The 16,802-nt window shown below is 71.9% G+C and carries 20 protein-coding genes and 4 tRNA genes; 9 read left to right on the top strand and 15 right to left on the bottom strand.

What is annotated here, in order from left to right; translation table 11 throughout:
* Positions 1–40: 40 nt before the first annotated feature.
* Positions 41–113 (bottom strand) — tRNA-Trp (locus tag ACIGEZ_RS14170).
* A gap of 216 nt (positions 114–329) precedes the next feature.
* Between ACIGEZ_RS14170 and ACIGEZ_RS14165 the strand changes: the two genes are divergently transcribed.
* On the top strand, positions 330–1,556 hold the full coding sequence (locus tag ACIGEZ_RS14165; RefSeq protein WP_399830277.1) for a pyridoxal phosphate-dependent aminotransferase: 1,227 nt from the start codon (positions 330–332) through the stop codon (positions 1,554–1,556).
* A gap of 130 nt (positions 1,557–1,686) precedes the next feature.
* Complete coding sequence (locus ACIGEZ_RS14160; protein ID WP_399830274.1) at positions 1,687–2,718, top strand: adenosine deaminase; 1,032 nt, start codon at positions 1,687–1,689, stop codon at positions 2,716–2,718.
* Here the strand turns inward: ACIGEZ_RS14160 and ACIGEZ_RS14155 are convergent.
* Complete coding sequence (locus ACIGEZ_RS14155; RefSeq protein WP_399830271.1) at positions 2,663–3,403, bottom strand: hypothetical protein; 741 nt, start codon at positions 3,401–3,403, stop codon at positions 2,663–2,665. The two genes, ACIGEZ_RS14160 and ACIGEZ_RS14155, sit on opposite strands and share 56 nt — an antisense overlap.
* Before the next feature lie 38 nt (positions 3,404–3,441).
* Entirely contained in the window at positions 3,442–4,047 is a 606-nt protein-coding gene (locus ACIGEZ_RS14150; RefSeq protein WP_399830268.1) for a TetR/AcrR family transcriptional regulator, read from the bottom strand.
* Positions 4,048–4,136: 89 nt separating this feature from the next.
* Here ACIGEZ_RS14150 and ACIGEZ_RS14145 point away from each other — a divergent pair, with 89 nt between their 5' ends.
* The gene (locus ACIGEZ_RS14145; RefSeq protein WP_399830265.1) at positions 4,137–4,775 is read left to right on the top strand and encodes an NAD(P)-dependent oxidoreductase; all 639 of its coding nucleotides are present in this window, start codon (positions 4,137–4,139) and stop codon (positions 4,773–4,775) included.
* A gap of 28 nt (positions 4,776–4,803) precedes the next feature.
* Here ACIGEZ_RS14145 and ACIGEZ_RS14140 read toward each other — a convergent pair whose 3' ends face one another.
* The 8 genes from ACIGEZ_RS14140 to ACIGEZ_RS14105 all read right to left on the bottom strand — a co-directional run bounded on the left by ACIGEZ_RS14140 (position 4,804) and on the right by ACIGEZ_RS14105 (position 9,509).
* Positions 4,804–5,862, bottom strand: a complete 1,059-nt coding sequence (locus ACIGEZ_RS14140) for a UDP-N-acetylmuramate dehydrogenase (RefSeq protein WP_399830263.1) — start codon at positions 5,860–5,862, stop codon at positions 4,804–4,806.
* Between the two features lie 29 nt (positions 5,863–5,891).
* On the bottom strand, positions 5,892–7,328 hold the full coding sequence (locus tag ACIGEZ_RS14135; protein WP_399830261.1) for an MFS transporter: 1,437 nt from the start codon (positions 7,326–7,328) through the stop codon (positions 5,892–5,894).
* Between the two features lie 109 nt (positions 7,329–7,437).
* A complete protein-coding gene (locus tag ACIGEZ_RS14130; protein ID WP_399830259.1) occupies positions 7,438–8,007 on the bottom strand; it encodes a TetR/AcrR family transcriptional regulator in 570 nt (189 codons plus the stop codon).
* 90 nt (positions 8,008–8,097) lie between these two features.
* Positions 8,098–8,526, bottom strand: coding sequence for a MaoC family dehydratase (locus tag ACIGEZ_RS14125; RefSeq protein WP_399830256.1), 429 nt, complete (start codon positions 8,524–8,526; stop codon positions 8,098–8,100).
* A gap of 3 nt (positions 8,527–8,529) precedes the next feature.
* Positions 8,530–8,982, bottom strand: a complete 453-nt coding sequence (locus ACIGEZ_RS14120; protein ID WP_399830253.1) for a MaoC family dehydratase N-terminal domain-containing protein — start codon at positions 8,980–8,982, stop codon at positions 8,530–8,532.
* Between the two features lie 84 nt (positions 8,983–9,066).
* Positions 9,067–9,231, bottom strand: a complete 165-nt coding sequence (rpmG, locus tag ACIGEZ_RS14115; RefSeq protein ID WP_003956487.1) for a 50S ribosomal protein L33 — start codon at positions 9,229–9,231, stop codon at positions 9,067–9,069.
* Between the two features lie 88 nt (positions 9,232–9,319).
* Positions 9,320–9,392 (bottom strand) — tRNA-Met (locus ACIGEZ_RS14110).
* Positions 9,393–9,436: 44 nt separating this feature from the next.
* Positions 9,437–9,509: transfer RNA gene (locus ACIGEZ_RS14105), tRNA-Thr, on the bottom strand.
* Between the two features lie 221 nt (positions 9,510–9,730).
* On the opposite strand from ACIGEZ_RS14105, the gene ACIGEZ_RS14100 reads away from it, so the two are divergent.
* A complete protein-coding gene (locus tag ACIGEZ_RS14100; RefSeq protein ID WP_399830250.1) occupies positions 9,731–10,993 on the top strand; it encodes an amidohydrolase family protein in 1,263 nt (420 codons plus the stop codon).
* Between the two features lie 17 nt (positions 10,994–11,010).
* Entirely contained in the window at positions 11,011–11,667 is a 657-nt protein-coding gene (locus ACIGEZ_RS14095) for an NAD(P)H-binding protein (RefSeq protein ID WP_399830248.1), read from the top strand.
* A 62-nt stretch (positions 11,668–11,729) separates the two neighbouring features.
* Here the strand turns inward: ACIGEZ_RS14095 and ACIGEZ_RS14090 are convergent.
* Positions 11,730–11,811: transfer RNA gene (locus ACIGEZ_RS14090), tRNA-Tyr, on the bottom strand.
* Positions 11,812–11,982: 171 nt separating this feature from the next.
* Here ACIGEZ_RS14090 and ACIGEZ_RS14085 point away from each other — a divergent pair.
* The 3 genes from ACIGEZ_RS14085 (at position 11,983) to ACIGEZ_RS14075 (ending at position 13,685) form a co-directional block, all read left to right on the top strand.
* Complete coding sequence (locus ACIGEZ_RS14085; RefSeq protein WP_399830245.1) at positions 11,983–12,474, top strand: YajQ family cyclic di-GMP-binding protein; 492 nt, start codon at positions 11,983–11,985, stop codon at positions 12,472–12,474.
* A 93-nt stretch (positions 12,475–12,567) separates the two neighbouring features.
* A complete protein-coding gene (locus ACIGEZ_RS14080) occupies positions 12,568–13,065 on the top strand; it encodes a methylated-DNA--[protein]-cysteine S-methyltransferase (protein ID WP_399830243.1) in 498 nt (165 codons plus the stop codon).
* A complete protein-coding gene (locus ACIGEZ_RS14075; protein ID WP_399830241.1) occupies positions 13,065–13,685 on the top strand; it encodes an alpha-ketoglutarate-dependent dioxygenase AlkB family protein in 621 nt (206 codons plus the stop codon). Before ACIGEZ_RS14080 ends, ACIGEZ_RS14075 begins: the two co-directional genes overlap by 1 nt.
* A gap of 55 nt (positions 13,686–13,740) precedes the next feature.
* Here ACIGEZ_RS14075 and ACIGEZ_RS14070 read toward each other — a convergent pair whose 3' ends face one another.
* Entirely contained in the window at positions 13,741–14,010 is a 270-nt protein-coding gene (locus tag ACIGEZ_RS14070) for a GlsB/YeaQ/YmgE family stress response membrane protein (protein ID WP_399830238.1), read from the bottom strand.
* A gap of 84 nt (positions 14,011–14,094) precedes the next feature.
* On the opposite strand from ACIGEZ_RS14070, the gene ACIGEZ_RS14065 reads away from it, so the two are divergent.
* Positions 14,095–15,327 (top strand): APC family permease, encoded by a 1,233-nt coding sequence (locus tag ACIGEZ_RS14065; RefSeq protein WP_399830236.1) that lies wholly within the window; start codon positions 14,095–14,097, stop codon positions 15,325–15,327.
* A gap of 150 nt (positions 15,328–15,477) precedes the next feature.
* Here the strand turns inward: ACIGEZ_RS14065 and ACIGEZ_RS14060 are convergent, their stop codons facing one another.
* Together ACIGEZ_RS14060 and htpX are read right to left on the bottom strand one after the other, a co-directional pair.
* Positions 15,478–15,885 (bottom strand): YccF domain-containing protein, encoded by a 408-nt coding sequence (locus ACIGEZ_RS14060; RefSeq protein ID WP_399830234.1) that lies wholly within the window; start codon positions 15,883–15,885, stop codon positions 15,478–15,480.
* Positions 15,882–16,745 carry a zinc metalloprotease HtpX gene (gene htpX / locus ACIGEZ_RS14055; RefSeq protein ID WP_399830231.1) on the bottom strand — a complete coding sequence of 288 codons (864 nt, stop codon included), beginning with the start codon at positions 16,743–16,745 and terminating at the stop codon, positions 15,882–15,884. Before htpX ends, ACIGEZ_RS14060 begins: the two co-directional genes overlap by 4 nt.
* Positions 16,746–16,802: the final 57 nt, after the last annotated feature.

Here is a 16,802-nt window from a genome sequence, read left to right as displayed (position 1 = left end):
GAAGTACGTACATGCGCACACAACCTGGCGGTGTGTGTAGCAGGGCCGGAGGGACTTGAACCCCCAACCGCCGGTTTTGGAGACCGGTGCTCTACCAATTGAGCTACGACCCTTTGCGGTGTCCCCCAACCTACCGCATCGTGAGATGTGGTCGGTGCGGGCCAACGAGCAGTGAGTGTACGTGGTGATGGGCCCTCACGTCGAACAGAAACCGCCCCGACCTGCCCGGGCCCCCCGCCGGACCGTGCGTACGACCGGGAATGACCGTTCCTGTCCGCTCCGTGAAACCTGTGTGCCCGGCCAGGACGGGGTCTGGGAGCATGGGCCGCATGAGCGCTGCTACCCCTCCCACCGAGCGCCGGGTCTCCGCCCGGATCGGTGCGATCTCCGAGTCCGCGACCCTCGCCGTCGACGCCAAGGCCAAGGCCCTCAAGGCCGCCGGGCGCCCGGTGATCGGTTTCGGCGCGGGTGAGCCCGACTTCCCGACCCCGGACTACATCGTCGATGCGGCCGTCGAGGCCTGCAGGAACCCGAAGTACCACCGCTACACGCCGGCCGGCGGCCTGCCCGAGCTCAAGGCCGCCATCGCCGCGAAGACGCTGCGTGACTCCGGCTACGAGGTCGACGCCTCCCAGGTCCTGGTGACCAACGGCGGCAAGCAGGCCATCTACGAGGCGTTCGCCGCGATCCTCGACCCGGGCGACGAGGTCATCGTCCCGGCGCCGTACTGGACCACCTACCCCGAGTCGATCCGCCTCGCGGGCGGTGTCCCGGTGGAGGTCGTGGCCGACGAGACGACCGGCTACCGGGTGTCCGTGGAGCAGCTGGAGGCGGCGCGCACGGAGAGGACCAAGGTCGTCCTCTTCGTCTCGCCGTCCAACCCGACCGGCGCGGTCTACAGCGAGGCCGAGACCGAGGCGATCGGCCGCTGGGCCGTCGAGCACGGCCTGTGGGTGCTGACGGACGAGATCTACGAGCACCTGGTCTACGGGACGGCCACCGCGGCCTCCCTGCCGGCGGTCATGCCGGAGCTGCGCGACAAGTGCATCGTCGTCAACGGCGTCGCCAAGACGTACGCGATGACCGGCTGGCGCGTGGGCTGGATCATCGGCCCGAAGGACGTCGTCAAGGCCGCGACCAACCTGCAGTCGCACGCCACCTCCAACGTGAGCAACGTGGCGCAGGTGGCCGCGCTCGCCGCCGTGTCGGGCAACCTGGACGCGGTCGCGGAGATGGGGCGCGCCTTCGACCGGCGCCGCCAGACGATCGTGCGGATGCTCAACGAGATCGAGGGCGTGCTCTGCCCGACCCCGGAGGGCGCGTTCTACGTGTACCCGTCGGTGAAGGCGCTGCTGGGTAAGGAGATCCGCGGCAAGCGCCCGCAGAACTCGGTCGAGCTGGCCGCGCTGATCCTGGACGAGGCCGAGGTCGCGGTCGTCCCGGGCGAGGCCTTCGGCACCCCGGGCTACCTGCGCCTGTCGTACGCGCTCGGCGACGAGGACCTGGTGGAGGGCGTGTCCCGGATCCAGAAGCTGCTGGCCGAGGCCCGCGACTGAGCTCCCCTTGACGTCGAGGGGTGACGGGCCCCTGGTTCTCCGGAACCAGGGGCCCGTTTTTGCGTTCTAGCAAGGTCCCGATCGGGGAAAGGGACTGTCTTCGTCCATTCGGGTGCGGCAGGATCAGCCAATGGAGCACGTTTACCGCGACCTCGCCACCCTGCCCAAGGCCCATCTGCACCTGCACTTCACCGGCTCGATGCGGCCCTCGACCCTGCTCGAACTGGCCGACAAGTACGGGGTGCACCTCCCCGAGGCGCTCAAGAGCGGTACGCCGCCGAAGCTGCGGGCCACGGACGAACGCGGCTGGTTCCGCTTCCAGCGGCTCTACGACATCGCCCGCTCCTGCCTGCGCGAGCCCGAGGACATCCGGCGTCTGGTGCGCGAGGCGGCCCAGGAGGACGTCAGGGACGGCTCCGGGTGGCTGGAGATCCAGGTCGACCCCACCTCGTACGCGCCGCTGCTCGGCGGTCTGATCCCCGCCATGGAGATCATCCTGGACGCGGTGGAGGCGGCCGCGCGGGAGACCGGGCTCGGGATGCGGGTGCTGGTCGCGGCGAACCGGATGAAGCACCCGCTGGAGGCCCGCACACTGGCCCGGCTCGCGGTGCGGTACGCGGACCGGGGCGTGGTGGGCTTCGGGCTCTCCAACGACGAGCGGCGCGGTATGGCCCGCGACTTCGACCGGGCCTTCGCCATCGCCCGTGAGGGCGGACTGCTCGCCGCCCCGCACGGCGGTGAGCTGACCGGCCCCGCGTCCGTACGGGACTGCCTGGACGACCTGCGGGCGGCGCGGGTCGGGCACGGCGTGCGGGCGGCGGAGGACCCGCGGCTGCTGCGCAAGCTCGCGGAGCGCGGGGTGACCTGCGAGGTGTGCCCGTCGTCCAATGTGGCGCTCGGGGTGTACGAGAAGCCGGAGGACGTGCCGCTGCGCACCCTCTTCGACGCGGGCGTGCCGATGGCGCTCGGCGCGGACGACCCGCTGCTGTTCGGCTCCCGGCTGGCGGCGCAGTACGAACTCGCCCGCGCCCACCACGGCTTCACGGACGCGGAGCTGGCGGAGCTGGCCCGGCAGTCGGTTCGGGGCTCGGCGGCTCCGGAGGACGTCAGGCGGAAGCTGCTGTCCGGGATCGACGACTGGCTGGCCGCCCCGGTGGGGTGAAGCGGTGCAGGGGCGGGCGGGCCCGGAAGCCGATGTCGAGCTCGGTCCGGTCGACGCCCCAGGTGCTGGGTTCCAGGTACGGGGTGAGGGAGGCGGCCAGGACGTCGTCGCCCGTGCGGGCGCGCTTCTCCAGCGGGCCGTAGCCGGCCGCGGCCGCGAACTCGCCGGCGGCGGCGCAGAAGCTGTCGCGGTCGCCGAAGAGGAAGAGGGTGCGGGCGTGGACGGTGGGGCGGATCCGTCCGGCCTCCCACCAGTCCCTGCGCTCCCAGTCCCTCCGTTCCCAGGCCGCGTTCCAGACGGCGGCGCGGTCGGCGGTGCGCTGCTCGTCCGTACGGAGGGTCAGCGGCCGGCCGCCCTGGAGCCGGGCGCGCAGGGCGGGCCAGGCGGAGGGGCGCAGGCCGCCGGTCGCCCGGTGGGCGAGGACGAGGTCGACGGGTGTGCCGGGGGCGAACGCGCGCGGGAGGCTCGTGCGGAGCGGGACGTGCACGAGCGTGTGCCGGGAGAAGGCGGCGAAGGAGAACAGGGCGGCGAGCCGGGACAGGCCGTCGTGGTCGCCGACGAGGTAGCCCCAGCGGTCGTGGAACGGGGAGTTGACGGTGGTGTGCCGCAGGGGGTGCCGGGGCTGGACGATCCGGTGGGTGTGGGGCCCCGTCCGGGGCCGGAACTCACGGGCCTTCAGTCGCATGGCCGCCAGGGTGGCCGCGCCCCGGGAGCCCGGGCAACTCATTTCCGTACGGCGATCCCGGCCATGAGGGTGCGGGCGATCGAGCGGGCGAAGTCGTCGAGGGACTGCGGGGGCTTGCGGTCCGGGGCCATCTCCCAGGCGAAGGAGCGCTGGACGCAGGCGCCGAGGAGCAGGGCTGCGGCGGCGTCGGGGTCGGCTTCGGGACTGATCCTGCCGTGCTGCTGTTCGGCGCGGAGGTAGCCGGCGAGGCCTTCGAGGGGCTTGTGGGGGCCGGTGCCGAGTTCGCGCATGACCTCTTCGTGGCGGCGCTTGAGCTGGGGCTCGGCGTACAGGGAGGCGGCCATGGGGAAGGTCTGCTCGTAGAAGAGCGCGGCCTGGCGGGCGATCTCGGCGAGGTTCTCCTCGACGCCGCGGCCCTGGGGGTCGACGGCGAGGGTGTCGAGGAGGGTGCCGAGCCGGGGCAGGCGTTCGTTGAGCACGGTCACGAACAGCTCTTCCTTGCTCGTGAAGTACTTGTACAGGGCGGCTTCCGAGCAGCCGGCGGCCTTGGCGATCTCCTTGGTGGTGGTGCGGGCCAGGCCGGCGGTGCGCATGAGGTCGCGGGCGGCGTCGATGATCCGGGTCCGGGTCGGCTTCTGGTCCACGGGGACTCCCGATGACGGCTTGACGAGTGAGTGAGTACCCACCCACTCTAGGGGTGAGTGAATACTTACCCACCCAGGGAGGGTGCGACATGAAGCTCACTGTCTTCGGCGCGACCGGCGGCATCGGCCGGGAGATCGTCCGCCAGGCCCTGGACGCGGGCCACGAGGTGACGGCCGTGGTCCGTGATCCGGCCCGGTTCACGGTGACCGGGCGGCGCCTCGACGTCTTCCGCGCGGACCTGTCCGACCCCGAGGCCCTGCGCGGGGCCGTGGCGGGCCGGCACGCGGTCCTGTCGGGCCTGGGCGCCCGCAACCGCGCGGACGCGGCCACGGGCGTGGCCGCCCGGCTGACGCGGTCGGTGCTCACCGCCATGGACGCCGAGTCCGTACGCCGCCTCGTGGTGGTCAGCGCGGCCCCCGTGGGCCCGGTCCCGGACGGTCAGGCCCTCGTGGACAAGGCGATGCTCACGATCATCAACTCGGTGCTCAAGGACGTCTACGCCGACCTGCGCGTCATGGAGGCGGAGCTGGCCGCGAGCGCGACCGACTGGACCTCCGTGCGCCCGCCCAAGCTGACGGACAAGCCGGTCACCGGCCGCTACCGCTCGGTGGTCGGCGGCAACCCGTCGCGCGGCCGCACCCTCGCGCGCGCGGACGTGGCGCACGCGATGCTGGCGATGATCGACGACCCGGCGACGCTCAAGCAGGGCGTCGGGGTGGCCTACTGATCGGATCTGGTCGGATCGGGCCTACTGATCAGATCTCGACGCCGACGGTCACCGGCTCGTTGACGAGGGTGATCCCGAAGGCGTCCCGCACCCCGGCGACGACCTCACGCGCGAGCGCGAGCAGGTCCTCGGTGGTCGCCTCGCCGCGGTTGGTGAGGGCGAGGGTGTGCTTGGTGGAGATCCGGGCGGGACCGGAGCCGTACCCCTTCACGAAGCCGGCCTTGTCGATCAGCCAGGCCGCCGAGGTCTTCACCGCGCCGTCCTCGCCCGCCGGGTAGGCGGGCGGGTCGACGTCGGGTCCGAGGCGGTCGGCGACGCGCCCGAGGAAGCTCGCGTACTCCCCCGCCGTCAGGATCGGGTTGGTGAAGAAGGACCCCGCCGACCACGTGTCGTGGTCCTCCGGGTCCAGGACCATGCCCTTGCCGGCCCGCAGCTTCAGGACGGTCTCCCGGGCCCGCGCCAGCGGCACCCGGTCGCCGGCCTCGACACCGAGGGCGCGGGCCGTCTCGGCGTACCGGATGGGCGCGGACAGCCCCTGGGCGTCCTCGAGCCCGAAGCGGACCCGCAGCACGACATAGCGCTCGGGGTCCTGCTTGAAGCGGCTGTGCCGGTACGAGAAGGCGCACTCGGCGTTGGTGAGGGTGACCGTCTCCTCGGCCCGCCGGTCGTACGCGACGACCTCGGTGATGGTGGCGGAGACGTCCTGCCCGTAGGCGCCGACGTTCTGGATGGGGGTGGCACCGGCGGAGCCGGGGATGCCGGCCAGGCACTCGATACCGGCGAGACCGGCCTCGACGGTCCGCGCGACGGCGTCCGTCCAGACCTCACCCGCGGCGAGCTCGAGGCGGGTGCCGTCAAGGGTGCAGCCGCGGGTGGCGATGTGCAGGGCGGTGCCGTCGAAGCCCTTGTCGCCGATGACCAGGTTGGACCCGCCGCCGATGACGAGCAGCGGGGTCCCGGTGGTGTCGGCCTCGCGGACCGCGGCGATCACCTCGTCGTCCGTGGTGGCGGTGACGAGCCGGGTGGCGGGCCCGCCGAGCCGGAAGGTGGTCAGGGGGGCGAGGGGGGCGTCGTGGAGTTCCTGCACGGGCACAAGGGTACGGTGCCGCGCGCCGGTCACACGGTCGCGAGGGGCCGGTCCTCGGACCGCTCCGGGGCCTCGGCCGCCTTGGCCGCCGCCCGGCGCGTCGGGATGAGGAGCGAGGCCAGCGCCCCAAGCGCCACCATCCCGGAGCCCACCCACAGTGCGGGCTGCAGGCCGTCGACGAACTGCTGCGCCGACCCGTACCCGCCCTGCGCGGCGAAGATCGAGGCCATCACGGCGACGCCGAGCGCGCCGCCGACCTCGCGCAGGGCGTTGTTGGCACCGGAGGCGACGCCCTGCTCGGAGGGCCGGACGCTGGACATCACGATGTTGGCGGCCGGTGCGAAGTACAGCGCCATGCCGATGCCGCTGATGACCAGGGCGGGGAGCTGGACGGCGTACGAGGTGTCGGCGGTGACGACGACCGCGAACCAGGCGAGGCCGATCGCCTGGAGGGCGAGGCCGGCGGCGACGACCGGGCGGCCGCCGATCCGGTCGGAGAGCGCACCCGCGAGCGGTGCCACGAGCATGGGCATACCGGTCCAGGGGAGCATCCGCAGGCCCGCCTCGGTCGGCGAGTAGCCGAGGACGCCCTGCATGTACTGGCTGAGCAGGAAGATCGAGCCGAACATGCCGAGGAACATCAGCAGGCTTGCCGCGTTGATCCCGGAGAACGCGCGGTCGCGGAAGAGCCGCATCGGCAGCATCGGGGCCTTGGCGTTGATGCCGTGGTGGACGAAGCCGCCGATGAGCGCGGCGCCGGCGATCAGTCCGGTGAGCACGGTGGCCGAGGTCCAGCCGTCGATGGGGCCGCGGATCAGCCCGTACACGATGCCGAAGAGGCCGCCGCTTGCCAGCAGCGTGCCGGCGGCGTCGAGGCGGGCCCCGGTGCCGTACGACTCGGAGAGGCGCAGCCGGGCGAGCGGCAGGAGGACGAGGCCGAGCGGGACGTTCAGCCAGAAGATCCACTGCCAGGAGATGTGTTCGGTGAGACTGCCGCCGATGAGCGGTCCCGAGGCGACGGCGAGGCCGTTGACGGCGCCCCAGATGCCGAACGCCATCCCGCGCCTGGCGGCCGGGACGGCCGCGGTGAGCAGGGTGAGGGTGAGCGGCATCATGATCGCGGCGCCGACGCCCTGGACGGCGCGGGCGGCGATCAGGGCGTCGATGCCGGGGGCGAGGGCGGCCGCGGCGGAGGCGCCGGTGAAGACGGCGAGTCCGATCCCGAAGAGCCGGCGGCGGCCGAAGCGGTCGCCGAGGGCGGCGCCGAACATCAGCAGGACCGCGAAGGTGAGCGTGTAGGCGCTCACGGTCCATTCGAGGTCGTCGAGCGCTCCCCCGAGGTCCTCGCGGATGGAGGGGAGGGCGGTGGTGACGACGAGGTTGTCGAGGGCCGCCATGAACCCGGCGACGCTGGTGATGACGAGGGCCCAGGCGGCGGAACCGCGGCGGGCGGCTGGCTTGGTCATTGCTGCGTACCCTTCAGGCGAAACGACTTAATTAGTTATTGCTGACTAACTTTCACGGGCGTGAAAAGGCCGGGGCAGGGATCGCGAGATGTGACACTCCGGGGTGGCGCTACTTCTCCAGTCGCCCGAGGCGGCGGGCCGAGGGGTAGAACCCCTCCCAGACCCGGTGCTCGGGCGGGAAGCCCATGGCGACGAGGGTGTTGATGAGCATCCCGTACGCCAGGAAGGTCGTGGTCTCGTCGGCGTCCGCGCCCAGCGCCAGGTGGACGGTCTCCCAGAGCCTCATCCAGCCGGCCCGCACGATCTCACCGAACTCGTGGTCGCCGGCCACCTCCGCGGCCGCGACCGTCACGTACACCTGCATCTGCATCAGGAGGCGGTCCGGCTCCTCGGCGATGATCCTGGTGTACGCGTTGGCCATGGCGTGCAGCGCCTCCTCGCCCGACAGGCCCTTCGCGGCCTCCTCGAAGACACGGACGGTGTCGTCGATGCAGCGCTCGGAGGCGGCGAGGAAGATCGCCTTCTTGCCGGGGAAGAGCCGGAAGAGGTACGGCTGCGAGACGCCGACGCGCTTGGCGATCGCCTCGGTGGACGTGCCGTAGTACCCGCCGCGACTGAACTCGGTCATCGCGGCCCGGATCACGCTCTCGCGTCGTTCCTCCGCACTCATCCTGGCCATGAGATTAAGTTAGTACTCAATCACTAACTTGGCAAGCGCGGAGACGGGGCGGCCGCTTTCCCGCGGCCGCCCCTCTCGAATCCCACCCCGCTACGCGAGCCTGACCACGGCGCGCGACATGCCGAGGACCTTCTGGCCCGCCGCCGTCGCGGTCAGGTCCACCCGGACCAGGCCGTCCTCCAGCTTGGCCGCGACCTTGGCGGAGACCTCGATCACCGCGCCCTCGTCGTCGTTGGGGACGACGACCGGCTTGGTGAAGCGGACGCCGTACTCGACGACGGCGGCCGGGTCGCCGGCCCAGTCGGTCACGACCCGGATCGCCTCGGCCATGGTGAACATGCCGTGGGCGATGACGTCGGGCAGACCGACCTCGCGGGCGAACTTCTCGTTCCAGTGGATGGGGTTGAAGTCCCCGGAGGCACCGGCGTACCGCACGAGCGTGGCGCGGGTCACCGGGAAGGTCTGCGCGGGCAGCTCGGTGCCGGCCTCGACCTCGTCGTAAGCGATCTTCGCAGCCATGACTCAGGCCTCCTCGGGGGCGCGGGAGACGAGCTTGGTCCAGGCGGTCACGACGTGCTCGCCGGTGGCGTCGTGGACCTCGCCGCGGATGTCCAGGATGTCGTTGCCGGCGAGGGACTTGATGGCCTCGATGGTGGTGGTGACCGAGAGCCGGTCCCCGGCGCGCACCGGGCGGGTGTAGACGAACTTCTGGTCGCCGTGCACCACCCGGCTGTAGTCCAGGCCCAGCTGCGGGTCCTCGACGACCTGGCCCGCGGCCTTGAAGGTGATGGCGAAGACGAAGGTGGGCGGGGCGATCACGTCGGGGTGGCCGAGCGCCTTGGCCGCCTCCGCGTCGGTGTACGCGGGATTGGCGTCCCCGATCGCCTCGGCGAACTCGCGGAGCTTCTCGCGGCCGACCTCGTACGGCGCGGTGGGCGGATAGGTCCGGCCCACGAAGGACTGGTCGAGCGCCATGGACTCGATACCTCCTGCTGGATGTGGTGCGGAAAACGACGCGAGGCCGCCCCCGGCTGGGGACGGCCTCGTGTACGAGCCTGTTTAGCGCGTCTCGCGGTGCGCAGTGTGCGAGTTGCAGCGAGGGCAGTGCTTCTTCATCTCAAGACGGTCCGGGTTGTTACGCCGGTTCTTCTTGGTGATGTAGTTCCGCTCCTTGCACTCCACGCAGGCCAGCGTGATCTTCGGGCGGACGTCGGTGGCAGCCACGTGAGTGCTCCTTGACGGACGGATTGACGGATGAACGCAAAAAAGAGTAGCCGATCGCAGGACCGACCCCACAATCGGCTACTGTGAGTAGCGGTGACCGGACTTGAACCGGTGACACAGCGATTATGAGCCGCTTGCTCTACCGACTGAGCTACACCGCTTTGATGATCCGGTTCCCGCCCGAGGGCGGGACCCTTCTCACCAGAGCCCCAATACGGAATCGAACCGTAGACCTTCTCCTTACCATGGAGACGCTCTACCGACTGAGCTATTGGGGCGAGCGAGGAAGACATTACACGGTCCTCCGCCCATCACCCAAATCCGTTTCCCGGGCCCTCTGGGCAGCGACTTCCCCGTCGCCTCCTAGGCCACTCGTGCACTCATCAGTACGACTATTGCGCTCCTCCTCGAAGGCGGCTGTGGCCGCCCCTAGGCTCGGGCCCACGCTGCGTGATCTTGATCTTGGTGAGCCATGAGCCTGGAGCCCTGAGGAGCCCGATTGTCAGCCGACAGCAAGCAGCCCCAGCCGCCCGAGGACCGGGCCGCCGCCACCGCCGAAGCCACCTCGCTGCTGCTCTCGAACGCGCGGCTCACCGACGGCCGCACCGTCGACGTGCGGCTCTGCGGCGGCCGGATCGAGGCGGTCGGCACGGCAGGCAGCCTGACGGCCCTGGGCGCGCGCGTGGACCTGGCCGGCTACCTGCTGCTGCCGGCGCCCGCCGAGCCTCACGCACACGCGGACACCGCGCTCACCGCAGACTCCCCGGGCCCCGTCTCGTACGCGGCCGAGGAGGTCCAGCGACGGGCCACCGAGGCCGCCCTCTTCCAGGTCGGGCACGGCGCGACCGCGCAGCGCGCCCATGTGCGGATCGGCGACGTGCACGGTCTCGGCCCGCTGGAGGCGGTGCTCCAGGCCCGGCGTTCGCTGCGCGGCCTGGTCGACCTGACGGCCGTGGCGGTGCCGCGGCTGCTCACCGGGGCGGCCGGCGCCGACGGGCTCGCGATGCTGCGGGACGCGGTGAAGATGGGCGCCGGAGTGGTCGGCGGCTGCCCGGACCTCGACCCGGATCCGACCGGCTACGTGGAGGCGGTCCTGGAGGCCGCGGCCGAGCACGGCTGCCCCGTGGACCTGCACACGGACGGTGACGACCCGGCCCGGCTCGCCCGGCTCGCGGCGATGGCCGGGGGCCTGCGGCCCGGGGTGACGATCGGGCCCTGCGGGGGGCTCGGCCGGCTGCCCGCGGACGTGGCGCGGCGGGTGGCGGACCAGCTGGCGGCGGCGGGCGTGACGGTGACCTGCCTGCCGCAGGGCGGCTGCGGGGCGACCGAGCGGCGCGGCCCGGCCCCGGTGCGGCTGCTGCGGGCGGCGGGGGTGCGGGTCGCGGCGGGCAGCGGGGCGCTGCGGGACGTGTCCAACCCGGTGGGCCGCGGCGACCCGCTGGAGGCCGCCTACCTGCTGGCCTCGCAGTGCGCTCTGCCGGCGCAGGAGGCGTACGGGGCGGTGAGCGGGGACGCGCGGGCGACGATGGGCCTCGCGGAGGTACGGGTGGAGGCGGGCTTCCCTGCGGAGCTGCTCGCCGTGCGGGGCGAGCGGCTCGCGGGCGTGCTCTCCCTGGCGTACAGCCGGATCGTGGTGCACCGGGGCAGGGTGGTGGCCCGGACGAGCGCGGTGCGGGAGTACTGCGACTCGGCGGCGGCGCTCGACCTGCCGCGGCAGGCGCGCCCCGAGCGGCCCGACCCGGGAGGCCAGGAGGCCCGTTGAGTCGTACGGTCGTGGGTATGCGCGTAGTCATCGCTGGTGGACACGGACAGATCGCCCTGCGTCTTGAGCGGCTGCTCGCCGCGGGCGGACACGAACCGGTGGGGATCATCCGCCGGCACGAACAGTCGGACGCCCTGAGGGCGGCGGGCGCCGAACCGGCCCTGCTCGACCTGGAGTCGGCGTCGGTGGAGGAGGTCGCGGCGATCCTCCAGGGCGCGGACGCGGCGGTCTTCGCGGCCGGCGCGGGCGCCAACAGCGGCGCGGCCCGCAAGGACACGGTGGACCGTGCGGCGGCGGTCCTGTTCGCCGACGCGGCCGAACGGGCGGGCGTACGCCGCTACATCGTGGTCTCGTCGATGGGCGCCGACGCCGCGCACCAGGGCGACGCGGTCTTCGACGCGTACCTCCGCGCCAAGGGCGCCGCGGACGACGCGGTACGCGCCCGTGAGGCCCTGGACTGGACGATCCTGCGCCCCGGCATGCTCACCGACGACGCGGGCACGGGCCAGGTCCGCCTGGAGGCCCGCACGGGCCGCGGCCCGGTCCCCCGCGACGACGTGGCGGCGGTGCTGGCCGAACTCCTGGAGACCCCGGCGACCGCGGGCCTGACGCTCGAACTGATCTCGGGCAAGATCCCGGTCGCGGTGGCGGTGAAGGACGTCGCGGGCAACTGACCGCCCCGGCCGGACATGCGAGAAGGTCCCCGGTGCGAACACCGGGGACCTTCTGCATCGCGTGGCGGCGCCAGGATTCGAACCTGGGTAGGCTAAGCCGACGGATTTACAGTCCGCTCCCATTGGCCACTCGGGCACACCGCCATGGGATCGTTGCTCTTGGAGCCGCTTTTCGGCGGTGCTCCCTGGCAACGACGTAAACAATACCTGATCCCCGGGGGTGCTCCGCCACCGGTTTGATCACGGGTCGGCGGCGGTGCGGGTGGCTACGCTTTGTGCTGTACCCGAACGTATCCGAGCAAGGAGCCTCACCTCATGGCCGACTCCAGTTTCGACATCGTCTCCAAGGTCGAGCGGCAGGAGGTCGACAACGCCCTCAACCAGGCCGCGAAGGAGATCTCGCAGCGCTACGACTTCAAGGGCACCAACGCCTCGATCGAGTGGTCGGGCGAGAAGATCCTGATGCAGGCGAGTGGCGAGGAGCGGGTCAAGGCGATCCTCGACATCTTCCAGACCAAGCTGATCAAGCGGGGCATCTCGCTGAAGTCGCTGGACGTCGCCGGAGAGCCGCAGCTGTCGGGCAAGGAGTACAAGCTCTTCGCCTCGATCGTCGAAGGCATCTCCCAGGAGAACGCGAAGAAGGTCTCCAAGGTCATCCGCGACGAGGGCCCCAAGGGCGTCAAGGCGCAGGTGCAGGGCGACGAGCTGCGGGTCAGCTCGAAGAGCCGTGACGACCTGCAGGCCATCATCGCGCTGCTCAAGGGCAAGGACTTCGACTTCGCGCTGCAGTTCGTGAACTACCGCTGAGTCCTCGATTCGGCGTCCGAAAACCGCCAGCCCCGGGGTCGGCGGCCTCGCACACTGGAACGTGAACGAGTGGTGCGGGGAAAGGAACCAGCCATGAACGTGTACGCGTACGTCGACGGCCCCCTGGGCGAGATGCTCCTTGTCGGGCAGGTCGCCGAGGGGGGCCGGGCGGTGCTGGCCTCGCTGTCGCTGCCCGGGCAGAAGGGCGCCGTCGAGGTCCAGGACGGCTGGATGCACGACCCCCGGGCGTTCGAGGAGGTCGCGGCGCAGCTCGGCGAGTACTTCGCCGGGCGCCGGGACCGCTTCGACATCCCGTACGCGCAGGGCGGGACGGAGTTCCAGCGGCGCGTGTGGCGGGCGCTGGAGGAGATCCCGTACGGGACGACCGTCTCGTACGGGGAGCTCGCCCGGAAGGTCGGCTCCTCCGGTGCCGGGGTACGGGCCGTGGGCACCGCGATCGGACGCAATCCGCTGCTCGTGGTGCGGCCCTGCCACCGGGTGATCGGGGCGGACGGGAGTCTGCGCGGGTACGCGGCCGGCCTGGAGCGCAAGGAGCGGCTGCTCGGGCTCGAAGGGGCGCTCGCCGGCTGATGGACGGGCTGTTTCCGCGCGAGCGGGCCACACCGGCACCCGGGGCGGTGCACGTGCCCGGGTGGCTGCCGTTCGGGCGGCAGCGGGAACTGGTGGCCGCCTGCCGTGACTTCGGGCGCGGGCCGGTGTCGTACCGGCAGACCGTGCTGCCCGGCGGCGGGGTGATGTCGGTGCGCTCGCTCTGTCTCGGGCGGCGCTGGGAGCCCTACCGCTACGTCGACGAGATCGCCGTGGAACTGCCGGGCTGGCTCGCCGAGTTGGGGCGCGAGGCGCTGGTGGAGGCGTACGGGTCGCACGGCGGCTTCGCGCCCGACACCGCGCTCGTCAACTTCTACGCGGACGGCGCCCGGATGGGCATGCACCAGGACAAGGAGGAGCTGTCCCGCGCTCCCGTGGTGTCGCTGAGCCTCGGCGACACGTGCGTGTTCCGGCTCGGGAACGCCGAGACGCGTGGACGGCCATACACCGATGTGGAGTTGGCCTCGGGGGACCTCTTCGTCTTCGGCGGGCCGTCCCGCTTCGTCCACCACGGGGTGCCGAAGGTCTACCCCGGGACCGCCGATCCCGCCCTCGGGCTCAGCGGACGGCTGAACATCACCCTGCGGGAGACCGGTCTCTGACGGCGGCTGGGCGGGCCGATCGGCGGGCCGCTCGGCGGTCGGCTCGGCGGTCGGCTCAGCGTTCGCGCGAGTGGCCGAAAAAGATGCGGTAGACGATCAACAGCACCAGAGAGCCGCCGATCGCCGACAGCCAGGTCGCCCCGTCGTAGAAGCCGGTGGTGACGGGGCGGTCCAGGAAGCGGGCGGAGAGCCAGCCACCGAGGAACGCGCCGACGACGCCGATGACCGTCGTGCCGATCAGGCCGCCCGGATCACGGCCGGGCAGCAGGATCTTGGCGATGACGCCGGCAAGCAGTCCGAGAACTATCCAGCTGATGATGCTCATGCCCTGAAGGACGCCCGCCGCTCCCCCGCGGTTGCCGGTCCCCCCACGGTTGCCGATCCCCCGCGACCCCCTAGGGTGCGGCGCATGACACAGGAACTGCGCCGCTCGCTCGGGGTGTTCGACGCCGTCGTCATCGGGCTCGGCTCGATGGTCGGTGCGGGGATCTTCGCCGCCCTCGGCCCGGCGGCCGGCGCGGCCGGCTCGGGGCTGCTTCCCGCGCTCGGCGTGGCCGCCGTGGTCGCGTACTGCAACGCCATGGCGTCGGCCCGTCTGGCGGCCCGCTATCCCGCCTCGGGCGGCACCTATGTGTACGGGCGTGAGCGGCTCGGCTCGTTCTGGGGGTATCTGGCGGGCTGGGCCTTCGTCGTCGGCAAGACGGCATCATGCGCGGCGATGGCGCTGACGGTCGGCGCGTACGCATGGCCGGAACACGCCCATGCGGTGGCCGTCGGCGCGGTGGTCGCACTGACCCTGGTGAACTACGCGGGCATCGAGAAGTCGGCCCTGCTGACGCGGGTGATCGTGGCCGTCGTCCTGGCCGTGCTCGCGGCCGTCGTCGCGGCCTCCGCCGGAGCCGGCGAGGCGTCCCGGCTCGCGCTGGGCGGGGACGCGACGGCGGGTGGGGTGCTGCAGGCGGCGGGGCTGCTCTTCTTCGCCTTCGCGGGGTACGCGCGGATCGCGACGCTCGGCGAGGAGGTCCGCGACCCGGCGCGCACCATTCCACGGGCGGTGCCGATCGCCCTCGGCGTCGCGCTCGCCGTGTACGCGGCCGTCGCCGTGTGCGTGCTCGCCGTCCTGGGGCCGGGCGCGCTCGCCGCCTCCGGCGCCCCGCTCGCGGACGCGGCGCGGGCCGCGGACGCCGGGTGGCTGGTGCCGGTCGTCACCGTGGGCGCGGCGGTCGCGGCGCTCGGCTCGCTGCTGTCGCTGATCCTCGGCGTGTCCCGTACGGCCCTCGCCATGGCCAGGGACGGGTATCTGCCGGCCCTGCTGGCGGCCGTGCACCCGCGCTCCCGGGTGCCGCACCACGCGGAGCTCGCGGTGGGCGCGGTGGTGGCCCTGGTGGCGGCGACGGCCGATGTGCGGGGCGCGATCGGCTTCTCGTCGTTCGGGGTGCTGGTCTACTACGCCATCGCCAACGCCTCCGCGTGGACGCTGGGCAGCCGGGAGCGGCCACTGGCCGTGCTCGGGCTCGTCGGCTGCGGGGCGCTGGCGTTCGCGCTGCCGCCGGCGTCGGTCCTCGCGGGGGTGGGGGTGCTGGCCGTCGGCCTGGTCGCCTACGCGGTCAGTCGAGGACGACCCGCACGCCCCCGGCGGTGAAAAACCAGGTGAGGGCGCCGGGGGTCCGGACGTGGAGGGTGCCGGGCGGGCGCGTGCGCAAGGGGGCGCTACCCTCGACGACCGCCTGAGCGACGGCGTGGCTGCCGGGGAGCGGCGCGTACCTCGGGTCCCGCATTGGCGCCACACCCCCTAGCGGGGCTGGTAGCCGTACCCGCCGTACGCCTCGTCCGTGCGGACGATCTCCTTGCCCAGGGGCAGCAGCGAGATCGGGATCATCTTGAAGTTCGCGAGGCCGAGGGGGATGCCGATGATCGTGATGCAGAGCACGATGCCGGTGGTGATGTGGCCGAGCGCCAGCCACCAGCCGGCGAGGATCAGCCACAGCACGTTGCCGATGCAGGAGGGGGCACCGGCGTCGGGGCGGTCGACGACCGTGTGGCCGAAGGGCCACAGGGCGTAGAGGCCGATACGGAAGGCGGCCAGTCCGAAGGGGATGCCGATGATCGTGATGCAGAGCAGGACGCCGGCGGCGATGTAGCCGAGGAACATCCAGAATCCGCACAGGACCAGCCAGATGACGTTGAGGATTGTCTTCACGGGCGGTGACCTGCCATCTGTTCGAGCCGGGCGATGCGCTCGGCCATTGGCGGGTGGGTGGAGAACATCTTCGAGAGGCCCTGTCCCGGGCGGAACGGGTTCGCGATCATCATGTGGCTCGCGGTCTCGATCCTCGGCTCGGGGGGCAGGGGCAGTTGCTTGGTGCCCGCCTCCAGCTTGCGCAGGGCGCCGGCGAGGGCGAGCGGGTCGCCGGTGAGCTGGGCGCCCGAGGCGTCCGCCTCGTACTCGCGGGAGCGGGAGATGGCGAGCTGGATGACCGAGGCGGCGATGGGGCCCAGAATCATGATCAGCAGCATGCCGAGCAGGCCGGGGCCGTCGTCGTCGTCGGAGCGGCCGATCGGGATCAGCCAGGCGAAGTTCACCAGGAAGAGGATCACGGAGGCAAGGGCTCCGGCGACCGAGGAGATGAGGATGTCCCGGTTGTAGACGTGGCTCAGCTCGTGGCCGATGACGCCGCGCAGCTCGCGCTCGTCGAGGATCTGCAGGATGCCCTCGGTGCAGCAGACGGCGGCGTTGCGCGGGTTGCGGCCGGTGGCGAAGGCGTTGGGCGCCTGGGTGGGTGAGATGTAGAGCCGCGGCATGGGCTGGCGGGCCTGGGTGGAGAGCTCGCGGACCATCCGGTACAGGGCGGGGGCCTCGAACTCGCTCACCGGGCGGGCGCGCATGGCGCGGAGCGCCAGCTTGTCGCTGTTCCAGTAGGCGTACGCGTTGGTGCCGAGCGCCACGACGAGCGCGACGATCAGACCCGTACGTCCGAAGAAACTGCCGATGACGATGATGAGGGCGGAGAGCCCTCCGAGGAGTACGGCGGTCCTCAGCCCGTTGTGCCGGCGGTGCACGGTACGCCCTCCAAGTGGTGCGGCAGGGGAACCCTTTGCTCTGTGGGGGTCCACCGT

Source organism: Streptomyces sp. NPDC085481, from assembly GCF_044541845.1.
Lineage (GTDB): Bacteria > Actinomycetota > Actinomycetes > Streptomycetales > Streptomycetaceae > Streptomyces.
The sequence above is the reverse complement of the archived record's forward strand: the minus strand, read 5'-3'. Positions and strand labels throughout refer to the sequence as shown.

Excerpts from the sequence above, each read along its gene's own strand:
- ACIGEZ_RS14165 (WP_399830277.1), top strand. The coding sequence starts at position 330 with ATGAGCGCTGCTACCCCTCCCACCGAGCGCCGGGTCTCCGCCCGGATC.
- ACIGEZ_RS14160 (WP_399830274.1), top strand. The coding sequence starts at position 1,687 with ATGGAGCACGTTTACCGCGACCTCGCCACCCTGCCCAAGGCCCATCTG.
- ACIGEZ_RS14155 (WP_399830271.1), bottom strand. The coding sequence starts at position 3,403 with ATGCGACTGAAGGCCCGTGAGTTCCGGCCCCGGACGGGGCCCCACACC.
- ACIGEZ_RS14145 (WP_399830265.1), top strand. The coding sequence starts at position 4,137 with ATGAAGCTCACTGTCTTCGGCGCGACCGGCGGCATCGGCCGGGAGATC.
- ACIGEZ_RS14135 (WP_399830261.1), bottom strand. The coding sequence starts at position 7,328 with ATGACCAAGCCAGCCGCCCGCCGCGGTTCCGCCGCCTGGGCCCTCGTC.
- ACIGEZ_RS14130 (WP_399830259.1), bottom strand. The coding sequence starts at position 8,007 with ATGGCCAGGATGAGTGCGGAGGAACGACGCGAGAGCGTGATCCGGGCC.
- ACIGEZ_RS14125 (WP_399830256.1), bottom strand. The coding sequence starts at position 8,526 with ATGGCTGCGAAGATCGCTTACGACGAGGTCGAGGCCGGCACCGAGCTG.
- ACIGEZ_RS14120 (WP_399830253.1), bottom strand. The coding sequence starts at position 8,982 with ATGGCGCTCGACCAGTCCTTCGTGGGCCGGACCTATCCGCCCACCGCG.
- ACIGEZ_RS14095 (WP_399830248.1), top strand. The coding sequence starts at position 11,011 with ATGCGCGTAGTCATCGCTGGTGGACACGGACAGATCGCCCTGCGTCTT.
- ACIGEZ_RS14085 (WP_399830245.1), top strand. The coding sequence starts at position 11,983 with ATGGCCGACTCCAGTTTCGACATCGTCTCCAAGGTCGAGCGGCAGGAG.
- ACIGEZ_RS14080 (WP_399830243.1), top strand. The coding sequence starts at position 12,568 with ATGAACGTGTACGCGTACGTCGACGGCCCCCTGGGCGAGATGCTCCTT.
- ACIGEZ_RS14075 (WP_399830241.1), top strand. The coding sequence starts at position 13,065 with ATGGACGGGCTGTTTCCGCGCGAGCGGGCCACACCGGCACCCGGGGCG.
- ACIGEZ_RS14070 (WP_399830238.1), bottom strand. The coding sequence starts at position 14,010 with ATGAGCATCATCAGCTGGATAGTTCTCGGACTGCTTGCCGGCGTCATC.
- ACIGEZ_RS14065 (WP_399830236.1), top strand. The coding sequence starts at position 14,095 with ATGACACAGGAACTGCGCCGCTCGCTCGGGGTGTTCGACGCCGTCGTC.